Genomic DNA, 12,111 nt, shown 5'->3' on the forward strand with positions numbered 1-12,111 from the left:
TGCGATTCAAGTGATTTTTGCGGCCAATTATTTTTGAGGTAACAAATGCCAAATCCAAAACGACGACATTCACATTCACGCACGCGTCAGCGACGAGCTCATGATGCGCTGGTCACGCCGCAGTTTTATCTTGATAAAGATACAGGCGAAGCCAAAAAGCCGCATCGTGTTGACCCAAAGACAGGCATGTACAAGGGCCGGAAGATTATCGACGTCAAAGAATCCGACTAAATCTCTGAATTTACATTGTGCAGATCTTGAATTCTAATTCTAATCAATGACAGCATTTAACGCGGGAATCATCGGGATGGGGCACTCTTATCCGGAGGGCATTTTAACGAATGCCGATCTGGAAAAGATGGTCGATACGAACGATGAATGGATAACCTCGCGCACCGGCATTAAACAGCGCCACAAGGCTGCTGCCAATGAATATACATCGCAGTTCGGCGTCAGGGCCGCTCTGCAGGCCCTTGAGCGTGCAAATCTTAAACCCGAAGATATTGACCTTATAGTCTGTGCGACAACTACGCCGGACCAGATCATGCCTTCAACAGGTGCATTGATTCAGGCACAGATCGGGGCCGTCAATGCGGCCGGAATGGATGTGTTTGCGGCTTGTTCCGGATTTCTTTACGGCATCACGATGGTCGAATCGATGATCCGGACAGAACAGATCAAATATGCATTGGTCATCGGTGCTGAGGTTTTGACCAAATACGTCGACTACACTGACCGCGGCACATGTGTGATCTTTGGCGACGGCGCCGGGGCTGCGGTACTCGGGCCTGTGCCAAAAGGCAAAGGTATCCTGGCCACAAAGATCCGCTCCGATGGCCGTTATGAAGAGCAGCTCTACGCTCCCGGCGGCGGCACAAAACTCGGCACATCTCACAAAACGATCGATGAAGGCGAACATTTTTTCAAGATGAAGGGCAACGAGCTTTTCAAGGTTGCTGTGCGCTCTATGGCGGATATTTCGGCGGAAATGGTCGAAAAGGCCGGGTATAAGGTCGAGGACATCGATCTTGTGATCCCGCATCAGGCGAATCAGCGGATCACAGATGCGGTCGCTTCGCGGCTCGGCGTTCCGGAAGAAAAAGTTTATTCGAATATTGCGATGATGGGCAATACTTCGTCAGCGTCGATCCCGATCGCCATGGATGAGTGCATACAGTCCGGCCGCATCCATGAGGGAAGTTTAGTTTTGCTCACAGCATTCGGCGGCGGAGTCACATGGGCCGGGACTGTGATCAGATTTTAGATCTCAGTTTTTAGATCTGTAATTTGTATGTCGAAAACTGCGTATATTTTCCCCGGACAAGGGTCTCAGGCCGTTGGAATGGGAAAAGAGCTTTTTGATAATTTTACCTCGGCTCGCGAAGTGTTTGAGGCTGCTGATGACGCGCTTGGCTTTTCGCTTTCGGAATTGTGTTTTTCGGGCGACGAAGCTGAGCTTCAGCTTACGGCCAATACTCAACCCGCGATCCTGACGGTATCGGTCGCGGCGTACCATGCGGCTCGTGCTGAAGGGATTGCGGAACCGGATATTGTCGCAGGCCACAGTCTAGGTGAATATTCCGCGCTAGTAGCGGCCGGAGTTTTGGATTTTGCTGATGCCGTGAGAACCGTGCGAAATCGCGGGACTTACATGCAGGAAGCCGTGCCGGTCGGCGTCGGTGCGATGGCGGCAATATTGGGGCTTGACGCGGCTGCGATCGAAGCAGGTTGTTCCGAAGCGTCGAATGGCCAGATATGCAGCCCAGCGAATATCAATTCACCGTCGCAAGTGGTGATCGCTGGTAACAGCGAAGCAGTCGACCGGGCGTGTGAGATCTTGAAAGATAAGGGAGCTAAGCGGGCGATCCGATTGAATGTCTCGGCTCCTTTTCATTGTGCGTTGATGATGCCCGCTCAAGAACGGCTCTCGGCCGATCTGGCTAAGCTGGAGTACAGCGAATTTGCTTTTCCGATAGTTCACAATGTCGATGCCGAGGTCAATTCAGATCCGTCCGTTGTTCGAGAAAAGGTCACGCTGCAGGTGTCGTCGACGGTGAAATGGCTCCAGTCCGTTGAGAAGATGACGGCTAGTGGAGTCGAACGGTTTATTGAGATCGGACCCGGAAAGGTTTTGACCGGACTTGTGCGTCAGATAAATCGTGACGTAACATACGCAAATATAGAGAATTCCGAAAGTTTGAAAAGTACATTAGTAAGCCTATAAATACAGGAGAATTTATGTCAGAAATACAAGATAAGATCAAACAGATCATCGTCGATGAACTAGGTGTCGATGAAGCAGAAGTTACTGAAAATGCCCGGTTTATCGAGGATCTCGGTGCCGATTCACTCGACCTTGTTGAACTCGTGATGCGTTTCGAAGAGGAATTCGACATCGAAATTCCGGACGAAGATGCTGAGAAGATCCAAGGTGTTCGCGATGCTTATGCATACGTCGAACAGCACAAAGCTGCTTAATTGGTAAATGGTGTTTGGTGAATCGTGAATAGAGACCAGGTCTATTCACGATTCACTATTTCACGATTCACAAAGATATGAAACGTCGGGTAGTAGTTACAGGACTTGGTTTGGTCACGCCATGCGGAAACGATGTTCCAACAACTTGGAACGCGTTGATGAATGGCGTCAGCGGAGCCGATTACATTAAGAAATTCGACGCGTCGAACTATTCCGCCAAATTCGCGTGCGAGGTCAAGGATTTTGACCCGCTCAACTTCCTTGACAAAAAAGAAGCTCGGCGAATGGGGGCATTCACGCATTTTGCATTAGCCGCTTCGGATGAAGCGATGAAGCACAGCGGGCTGGTGATCGACGAATCGAATGCCGAAATGATCGGCACTTACATTAGTTCGGGCATCGGCGACTTTTGGGCGATCGAACGCGAGCATGAAAAGCTGCTCAAATCAGGCCCTGACCGCGTTTCGCCGTTCTTCATCGTCTCAGCCATCGTCAATTTGGCCGCAGGCAACGTGTCGATCCGGCATGGGGCAAAGGGACCGAACTCGGCAACTGCGACAGCCTGTTCGGCCGGTGCCCACGCGATCGGCGATAGCTTTCGGATAATCGAACGCGGTGATGCGGACGCAATGATCTGTGGCGGAGCGGAGAGTGCGATCACGCCAATGTCTGTCGCCGGTTTTGCCTCTATGAGAGCCCTTTCGACAAGGAATGACGACCCGAAGCACGCTTCGCGGCCGTTCGACCTGACGCGTGACGGATTTGTGATCGGCGAAGGTGCAGGATTGCTGATCCTCGAAGAGTTGGAGTTTGCAAAGGCCCGCGGTGCAAATATCCTCGCGGAGATCGTTGGTTACGGAATGAGCGGCGATGCTTTTCACGTGACAATGCCTGACGAAACGGGGTCGGGAGCAATTCGCGTGATGCAGCGTGCATTGAAGGATGCGGGTATTGAACCCGAAGCGATCGGCTATATCAACGCCCACGGCACTTCGACGCCCTACAATGACAAATTTGAAACGCTCGCGATCAAGAAGGTCTTTGGCGACAATGCGTATGATATTCCTGTAAGCTCGACCAAGTCGATGACCGGTCATGCACTAGGTGCTGCGGGCGGTCTCGAAGCCGTCTTTTCGGTCAAGGTTCTGATGGAAAACAAATTGCCCCCGACGATCAACTACGAATTTCCGGATCCCGATTGCGATCTTGATTACATTCCTAATCAACCTCGCGAAGCGGAGGTCGAATATGTCCTTTCCAACAATTTTGGGTTCGGCGGGACCAATGCATGTTTGATTTTTAAGAAGTATTCAGATTAGCAGGAACGGTTATATGAAGATCATTGTTCTGATGAAACAGGTCGCGAACAAAGATGCAGTATTACGCATCGCAGGCGACGGGAAATGGATCAACGAAGCTGACATTTCGCAGCAAACGAACGAATCTGATGGCTACGCGCTGGAAGAGGCACTTCGCACGATCGAAGCAAAAGGCGAAGGTGAGGTCGTAGTGTGTTCGCTCGGGCCCCAGTCAGCGAAAACGGTAATCAAAGACGCCCTTGCGCGTGGTGCTGATCGTGCCATTCACGTGGTTGTCGAGGACAGCAAGACGCTCTCTGCGTATCAGATCGCATCTGCGATCGCCGATGCCGTCAGGGACGAGAAAGCCGATCTGATCTTCTCGGGACTGCAATCGGATGATGCGAGCTTTGGCCAGACTGGGGTGGTACTTGCTGAGCTTCTCGGTATTCCGCACGCTACGATCGTGATCGAGGTCGATCGCGCGAGCCTGGGAGAAACATTGCGTGTCAAGCGTGAGCTTGAGAGTGGCTGGTATCAGTGGTTTACCTATCAGCTGCCCACGTTGCTCACCATCCAATCAGGCATCTCTCAGATCCGCTACGCTTCGCTAAAGGGCATTATGGCGGCTAAGAAAAAAGAGATCCGCGATGTCACACCGACCATCAGCGCATTTGCCTCGGCGGCAACCATCGAAAAAGTCTATATGCCGCTCAAGACCAAACAAACACAGATCCTCGGCAACGGCGATGCGAAGGCCGGTGCGGTAGAATTGATTGGGAAGTTAAAGGATGAGGTTCGGGTCTTGTAAAAGACCTTCGAATTAGGTATTCCTTTAAGGGTTCATTTGAACCCTTTTTTGTCGTCTTGAATCTGCGTTGGCCGAACCTTTGCATCTCCCACGGGGCTCCAAAATAAAAAAAATATCAAAATCCTTGTATTCCAATCAACTTTCCACTACTATCACTCTACAATTCCAAAAAAATGCAGAAGGAGATCAGATAATGAATTTATTTCGCAGATTTCGTTCCTTGTTTTTGTTCCCGGCTATTGCCCTCGCGGTTTTGTTGGCGACCTTTTCAGACACTCCGGCACAAGCGGAATGCAATGTTACGGGAGCCCCGATCGCGACGACAGGCAATATTGACCCGGCGGATCCCGATCAGGTTGGCCGTCTATTTCGTGACGGCATTGGCACAACCTGCATATTTAATCGCCCCCAGTTTATTTCAGGAGCTGCCGCGATCGACTTCGAGCAGCACACGTTTACAAATTCGACTGGCGGACCGATATGTGTTTTTGTTGACCTCGATGCGACCGGATGTGGTGTGGCTACCAACCAGGTCAGTATGGCAGCATATTTAACGAGTTTTGTTCCGGGTAGTCCCGTAACCAATGCAATAGCCGATCCGGGTCTAAGCACGGGAACCAACTTCGCGACTTCGATGAATTTCTCGGTGGCTGCAGGGGCGACCTACGTTATCGTAGTTCATAACATCAATGCTGGAACTTCGTGTCCTAGCTATACTTTCAGGCGCACGATAGCCACAGGTTGCCGAAATCCGGGATATGATGCTGCTAATGACGGAAGTGCCGACCTTGCGTTATTCCGTCCGAGCGGACCTCTTTCCACATTTCACACGCAACCTTTGGCTGGAGGCGTGGTCAATTCTCAACTTGGATCCACGGGCGACGTTCCGGTTCCCGGAGATTATACAGGCGACGAGACAAGTGATGTGGCCGTTTTCCGCCCAATTAACGGCACTTGGTACACTTCGACAAACCCGGCAAATAACTACAATGCCAAGGCGTGGGGAATTGCTACCGATGTTCCCGTTCAAGGAGATTATGACCGTGACGGTATAACGGATCACGCGATATTCAGGCCCTCAGAAAACAATTGGTATATCCTTCGTAGCTCTGATAGCTCGTTCAACGTAGTTGCTCTGGGTACGAGCGGTGATAAGCCGGTCCCGGGGGACTATGATGGGGACGGCAAGACCGATCCTGCGGTCTTCAGACCAAGCAACGGTCTGTGGTCTGTTCGCGGCAGTTCCGGCAACTACGGTTCGACTGTCCTTCAGCGGGTATGGGGAGTCTCGACGGACATACCCGTCGCCGGCGATTTCGATGGCGACGGTAAGACAGATACGACCATCTTCCGGCCCAGCGAAGGAAACTGGTATGTATTTCGCAGTTCATTAACGGCCGGCCAACTTCAAGTTTTTCAGCATGGCCTGAGCGGTGATGTCCCGCAGGCGGCAGACTACGACGGTGACCGACGCGATGATTTCGCGGTGTTCAGACCGTCGAATAATACTTGGTATATCAATCGCAGTACGGCTGGGATATATCAGACCGTGTTTGGCCAAGCGGGAGATATTCCCGTATCTGCACCAAACAGGGTTCCCTAAATTCTGTTGGAAAGTATGATAGCGGCCGGGGCTTGGCGTTTGTCAGGCTCCGGTCTTTTTGTCATAATCTTTCTTTGTTACAACACTTATGAGCAATATTCTAGTATTCATCGAACACAAGGACTGTGTCCTGAACAAAACCTCGCTCGAAGCGGTCGCAGCCGCACAGGAGATCGGGAAGTCGCTTGGCCTGACGGTCTCGGCTGTCCTGCCGTGCGATAAGGATTGTTCACTTGCCCAAGAAATTGCCGGTTACGACCTCGAAAAGGTTATCGTTGCCAAGAACGAAAAACTCGGCATATACACGCCGGACGGCTATGCTGATGCGTGGGAGCAAGTCATTAACGCTGTAAACCCGCAGTACATCGTGATGTCGCACACATATCAGGTGCGTGATTTTGCTCCAAAGGTTGCCGCAAGGCTCGGGCGTGAAGTTGTCGGCGATTGCATTCGCTATAAGGCAGAGGGCGGAAAGCTCGTGCTAACGCGACGGATATTCCTCGGAAAGCTGGACGCAGACGTAACGGTCGGCGGCGAAGCCCCGTATTTTGTGACATTTCAGTCCGGCTCGTTCCGCGGCGATAACGCGGCAAAGGGAAATGCAGCGGTCGAATTAATGAATGTTAACGTAGGCGATATCCGAATGACGCCTGAAGCTCCTTTCCAGGAAGCAAAAGCGACTGTCGATCTCACAAAATCCGAGATCATCATTGCAGTCGGCCGCGGTATCAAATCGCAGGAGAATATCGCTCTGGCGCAACAGCTTGCCGATGTCCTTGGGGCCGATCTTGCGGCTTCGCGGCCGATCTGCGACAGCGAATGGCTGCCTATCGACCGTCAAATAGGTTCGTCGGGGCAGACGGTGGCGCCAAAGGTCTACATCGCCCTCGGTATTTCCGGAGCCATTCAACATATCGTTGGCATGAAGAACGCAGGCACGATCGTGGCTGTCAATAAGGACTCGGAAGCGCCGATCTTCGACATTGCAGATTACGGTATCGTTGGCGACCTATTCGAGGCGGTTCCGGTGATGATAGAGGAAATAAAAAAGGCCAAGGCATAGTAAAAGCCTACGATATATACGAAAGGCACGAATTAAGGAGCTCCCTTCTTTCGTGCCTTTCGTCTGTTTCGTGGCAACCTCTTAGATCGATTCGGCGATCGCTTCGCTGAAGATCTCAAGAGCAACATCGACGTGTTCTTTCGCGAGAATAAGCGGCGGTGACCAGCGAACGGTGCTTGTGCCGCAGCCGAGTATGATCAGACCTTTGTTGAAGCAGGCCATTTCGATGCGGTCGCGAAGCTCAGGGGCCGCCTTTTTCGTCGCCTTGGTGTCGACAAACTCCACTCCGAGCATTAAGCCGAGGCCGCGGACATCTCCAATGCAATCGTATTTATCTGCAAGTTTGCGAAGACCGGCCTCAAGGTATGCACCGACTTCGCGGGCATTATCTACAAGGCCGCCTTCGAGCAGTTCGATCGTTTTCAGCGCCGATGCGATCGCGACCGGGTTGCCGCCGAACGTCGAGGCGTGAGCACCTTTGTGCCAGTCCATGATATCGGCTTTTGCGGTACAGACGCCGATCGGCATTCCTGAGCCGATGCCTTTGGCCATGCAGACGATGTCGGCTTTGACGCCCTCGTGATGGTCGAGCGCGAACATCTTGCCTGTGCGGCCCATGCCTGATTGAACTTCGTCGACGATCAACATGATACCGTGTTCATCACAAATACGTCGAATTTCACGGACAAATTCAGGAGGAGCCGGTACATATCCGCCTTCGCCCTGAACGACCTCGAGAACAATTCCGGCGACCTCTTCGGGAGGTGTTGTCGTATTGAATATCCGATCTTCTATCCAGCTCACGGTGCCCATGCAGCAGGAACCGTCCGAGCATGTGCCAAGATTGAAAGGGCATTGATAACAGTTTGGGTAAGGCACATGGACGACGTCCAATGCCTGACGCATAAAGCCAAGCCGCTGAGCCTTTTTCGAAGATGTCAGCGAAAGAGCACCTAGAGTCCGGCCATGAAACGAACCGAAAAATGAGATGAATTTCTGGCGGCGAGTGTGATACATCGCCAGTTTTAGAGCAGTCTCGATCGCTTCGGCACCTGAATTTGCAAAATGTGATTTGGTGGGCCCGTCGATCGGCACAATTTCGTCGAGTTTCTTGCCGAGTGCCGGCATGTGGCGGTAATAAAAGTCCGTTCCGCAAAGATGTATAAGTTCTGCGGCTTGGTCAGAGATCGCCTTTACGATCTCGGGATGGCAATGACCGGTCGAGCAGACAGCGACGCCGGCGTTGCAATCCAGAAAAATGTTGCCGTCCGGATCTTCGATCCAAACGCCGTAGCCCTTTTCGGCTACGAGCTTATAATCAGGACGTGGGTAGCTCGGAGTGACGTATTTTGCGTCAGCTCTGATGATCTCAAGTGCTTTCGGTCCCGGCAATTCTGTTTTAATGACCGGACGCTGTAATTCTGTTGATGGTGTCATGGTATTTCTCCAAAGTGTTTAAGCAGGTGGCCTGTGACCGCGGTTTAAGGAATGGAATCGGTCGAAGACCGAGGGCTTAACAAATGGGTAAAATTAATCACCGGCGAAAAGATTCGCCCGCTGCTTCATCGGTCGGAGTTTTGAAATGCATCGCGGAGTCATAACAAAAGATGTCGCTAATATAACAGAATGGCCGTGGCGTTTCAAAAATCAGTTGGGGCATGAAACAATAAATCGAATGGAAACCAAGACCAAGTTCACAAACCGCCTGATACAAGAGACAAGTCCTTACCTCTTGCAGCACGCCCACAATCCCGTGGATTGGTATCCGTGGGGCGAAGAGGCGTTTGAACGGGCAAACGCTGAGGAGAAACCCGTGTTGGTCAGTATCGGCTATTCGGCGTGTCATTGGTGTCACGTAATGGAGCATGAGTCGTTCGAGGACGAGACTGTGGCGGCGGTGCATGAATAAGCATTTCATCAACATCAAGGTCGACATGGAAGAACGGCCGGATGTTGATCAGATCTATATGAACTTTGTCCAACTCACGACCGGCCGCGGCGGCTGGCCTATGAACGTCTTCTTGATGCCGGACAAACGGCCTTTCTTTGGCGGGACGTACTTTCCTCCTGCTCCGCGATACAACATGCCTTCGTGGCCGCAGATATTGACTAGCATTGCGGACGCATTTCGCGAAAAACGCGATGACTTAGAGAATTCTGCTAACAACATCGTGGTTGAGTTGCGACGATTGAGTGTCGTTGAATCCACTTCTGGTGGCATTTCGACCGATCTGCTCGATCGGGCATTTTCGAGCTTTACGCGAACATTCGACACGGTGAATGGCGGTTTTGGCGGAGCTCCAAAATTTCCGCCGGCGATGGCGTTAGAGTTTTTGCTGAGATATCACAAACGGACCGGCGACGATATGGCTTTGTCGATGGTCACTCACACGCTCACTAAAATGGCACTCGGCGGCATTTATGACCAACTCGGCGGCGGATTTCATCGTTATGCAGTCGATGCTATTTGGCTGGTACCTCATTTCGAGAAGATGCTCTACGACAACGCGCAGCTTATTAGGGTATATCTGCATGCGTATCAAGTGACCAGTGATGAGTTATTCAAACGCATTGCCGTTGAGACGCTTGAATATGTAAGACGCGAGATGCTCGACGCATCCGGCGGATTTTATTCGACCCAGGACGCCGACAGCGAAGGTGAGGAAGGGAAGTTCTTTGTTTGGACGCCGGAGGAGATCAGCGGGATCTTGGGTGAAGAAGATGCTCGTGAGTTTTGTGCTTTATATGACGTAAAGACGGAAGGGAACTTTGAAGGAGCAAATATCCTCAATGTTCGCGACCGGAACCAACTCAGTTCCGTTCGCTTTGCTGCATTGAGCGGGGCAAGGGCCATATTATTTTCTGAACGCGAAAAACGAATCAAGCCCGCACGCGACGAAAAAGTGTTGACTGCATGGAACGGTCTTATGTTGGCAGCCTTTGCCGACGCATCGGCTGTGCTAGGAAATGAGGAATATCTGGAGATCGCAAAAAATAACGCTGCGTTCGTCGAGAGGGAACTGAAAAGCGATGGGAGACTGCTTAGGACATGGAAAGAAGGTGACGCCAAACTAAACGCCTACATCGAAGATTATGCAAATGTCGCCGACGGTCTCATCGTGCTGTATCAAGTGTCCGGTGATACCAATTACCTTGTCGAGGCGAAGATGCTTGCCGAGGCTATGATCACTGAGTTTTGGGATGAGGGCAACGGCGGATTTTTCTTCACGTCAAACGATCATGAGGAACTAATAGTCCGCAGCAAGGACTTTTTCGACAACGCTACACCGTCTGGCAATTCTGTTGCGGCAGATGTTCTGCTGCGGCTTGCGAAATTATTGAGTGACGAAAAATATGAACGGTTTGCTGTCACAGTTCTCCGGTTGACAGCGTCTAAATTGAGTCAGCATCCGCAGGGGTTTGGACGGGCACTCTCGTCCCTAGAGTTTTATCTGGGGAATACCAAAGAGATCATTGTTGTCGGCGAAGCCGGAAATGAGATAAGCCAGGAAATCCTGGCCCAATATCTGCCGGATGCAGTAATAGTATTGTCGTCAGAGAGCGATTTGAACTCCGAGCTAATTCCAGCCCTGAAAGATCGAAAGATGATCAATGGTGAGCCGACAGCTTATGTATGCGAGAACTTTGTTTGCGCACGACCTATCACCTTGGTCGAAGAACTTGAGATTTGAGTATCGAGCCTCAGCTGCCTTATCCAGCTTGAGCATCAATCCTTACAAAAAACAAAAAAAGGGCTCGACGGTCAAAGACAGTCGAGCCTAAAGTTCTGTCGAGCCTTTCGGCTTGATCAATTATTTGGTTGCGGGCTTTGCCGCTGCAGGGCTTGCTGCCGCAGGCGTTGCCGGAGTTGCCGGAGTGGTGGTCGCCGGTGTAGCCGGTGCGGTGGTCGCCGGAGTTGCCGGTTTCGTCGTTGCCGGAGTCGCCGGTTTTACGTTGGTGTTGTTGCTTGCTGCGTCGCCGCAAGCCATTCCCAGGGCACTCAATGTAAGAACTGCTGAAAGTGCGATCGTTTTTTTCATATTCTTGATTCTCCTGTCTTTCTCAAAGATTAGATCTAAAGTGTATCGTCTTTGACCGTGTTTAAACGATCAGTGTTCCTCATCTTTCTTAATTTTTTGGAACACTCGCCAATATATTGATCAATTTTGCGCAAGTCAACCCGGAAATTTCGAAAATGACGAATCTTCACATTGTAAGTGTCAATAAAATTGTTGGTGGACAGGATCTACTGGTGAAATATTTAAATAAAAAAGAAGACCCAACCGTAAAAACGATCGGGCCTCTTTAAGTAAATAGCTATAGAGCTAAAAATACTATTTGGTTGCAGGCTTTGCAGTTGCAGGGGTTGCTGCTTTGGTGTCAGCCGGTTTCATGGTCGACGAAGTAGCCGGAGCAGTTGTCGCCGGGGTTGCCGGAGCAGTCGTTGCCGGGGTCGCCGGAGCAGTCGTTGTCGGCGTTGCCGGTTTGACTGCATTTGTGTTTGTTTTGTTTGCGTTGTTAGCCGGAGCTTCGCCGCAAGCCATTCCAAGAGCGCTGAGGCCCAAAACTGCTGATAGTACAATTCCTTTTGTCATTTTAATAAGACTCCTTTCTTTCTCAAAGTAAAATTTAAATCCTGTTTCCAGGGGTCGGTTGATGAAACACAACCGTTTGCCGCAAACTCTTTCTTTTTCACGGCAAACGAGAGAATAGAAATATGCGAGGAGTTTGTCAACCTAAAATCAACAAAAAAATCACTTTTTTTCAATTATTTTTCGGCACAGATTTGAGGGATTTTTATTTACTCGCGGGATGCCCGTGATCATTGGGCGGCGCAGAAAAATGTTGACCTTCGGCG

The 12,111-nt window shown here is 50.9% G+C and carries 11 protein-coding genes and 1 pseudogene; 9 read left to right on the top strand and 3 right to left on the bottom strand.

Annotated features, from left to right (window positions below):
- The first annotated feature begins 45 nt into the window (after nucleotides 1-45).
- The 8 genes from rpmF to IPK01_11785 all read left to right on the top strand — a co-directional run bounded on the left by rpmF (nucleotide 46) and on the right by IPK01_11785 (nucleotide 7,253).
- Nucleotides 46-231: a 50S ribosomal protein L32 gene (gene rpmF / locus IPK01_11750; GenBank protein ID MBK7934149.1), complete on the top strand. Its 186-nt coding sequence runs from the start codon at nucleotides 46-48 to the stop codon at nucleotides 229-231.
- 46 nt (nucleotides 232-277) lie between these two features.
- On the top strand, nucleotides 278-1,264 hold the full coding sequence (locus tag IPK01_11755) for a ketoacyl-ACP synthase III (protein MBK7934150.1): 987 nt from the start codon (nucleotides 278-280) through the stop codon (nucleotides 1,262-1,264).
- A gap of 27 nt (nucleotides 1,265-1,291) precedes the next feature.
- Nucleotides 1,292-2,224: an ACP S-malonyltransferase gene (gene fabD / locus IPK01_11760; GenBank protein ID MBK7934151.1), complete on the top strand. Its 933-nt coding sequence runs from the start codon at nucleotides 1,292-1,294 to the stop codon at nucleotides 2,222-2,224.
- A gap of 14 nt (nucleotides 2,225-2,238) precedes the next feature.
- Nucleotides 2,239-2,478, top strand: a complete 240-nt coding sequence (locus IPK01_11765; protein MBK7934152.1) for an acyl carrier protein — start codon at nucleotides 2,239-2,241, stop codon at nucleotides 2,476-2,478.
- Between the two features lie 77 nt (nucleotides 2,479-2,555).
- Entirely contained in the window at nucleotides 2,556-3,797 is a 1,242-nt protein-coding gene (gene fabF / locus IPK01_11770) for a beta-ketoacyl-ACP synthase II (protein MBK7934153.1), read from the top strand.
- Between the two features lie 13 nt (nucleotides 3,798-3,810).
- Nucleotides 3,811-4,587, top strand: coding sequence for an electron transfer flavoprotein subunit beta/FixA family protein (locus IPK01_11775; protein MBK7934154.1), 777 nt, complete (start codon nucleotides 3,811-3,813; stop codon nucleotides 4,585-4,587).
- A gap of 193 nt (nucleotides 4,588-4,780) precedes the next feature.
- A complete protein-coding gene (locus IPK01_11780; protein ID MBK7934155.1) occupies nucleotides 4,781-6,190 on the top strand; it encodes a VCBS repeat-containing protein in 1,410 nt (469 codons plus the stop codon).
- An 88-nt stretch (nucleotides 6,191-6,278) separates the two neighbouring features.
- Nucleotides 6,279-7,253 (top strand): electron transfer flavoprotein subunit alpha/FixB family protein, encoded by a 975-nt coding sequence (locus IPK01_11785; protein ID MBK7934156.1) that lies wholly within the window; start codon nucleotides 6,279-6,281, stop codon nucleotides 7,251-7,253.
- 81 nt (nucleotides 7,254-7,334) lie between these two features.
- Here IPK01_11785 and IPK01_11790 read toward each other — a convergent pair whose 3' ends face one another.
- Complete coding sequence (locus tag IPK01_11790) at nucleotides 7,335-8,690, bottom strand: acetyl ornithine aminotransferase family protein (GenBank protein ID MBK7934157.1); 1,356 nt, start codon at nucleotides 8,688-8,690, stop codon at nucleotides 7,335-7,337.
- 238 nt (nucleotides 8,691-8,928) lie between these two features.
- On the opposite strand from IPK01_11790, the pseudogene IPK01_11795 reads away from it, so the two are divergent.
- A pseudogene (locus tag IPK01_11795) lies at nucleotides 8,929-10,945 on the top strand (thioredoxin domain-containing protein).
- 120 nt (nucleotides 10,946-11,065) lie between these two features.
- Here IPK01_11795 and IPK01_11800 read toward each other — a convergent pair.
- Complete coding sequence (locus tag IPK01_11800) at nucleotides 11,066-11,293, bottom strand: hypothetical protein (GenBank protein ID MBK7934158.1); 228 nt, start codon at nucleotides 11,291-11,293, stop codon at nucleotides 11,066-11,068.
- A 294-nt stretch (nucleotides 11,294-11,587) separates the two neighbouring features.
- The gene (locus IPK01_11805) at nucleotides 11,588-11,848 is read right to left on the bottom strand and encodes a hypothetical protein (GenBank protein MBK7934159.1); all 261 of its coding nucleotides are present in this window, start codon (nucleotides 11,846-11,848) and stop codon (nucleotides 11,588-11,590) included.
- Between the last annotated feature and the right edge of the window lie 263 nt (nucleotides 11,849-12,111).

It is taken from the genome of Acidobacteriota bacterium, from assembly GCA_016713675.1.
In the GTDB taxonomy this organism is placed as follows: Bacteria; Acidobacteriota; Blastocatellia; order Pyrinomonadales; family Pyrinomonadaceae; genus OLB17.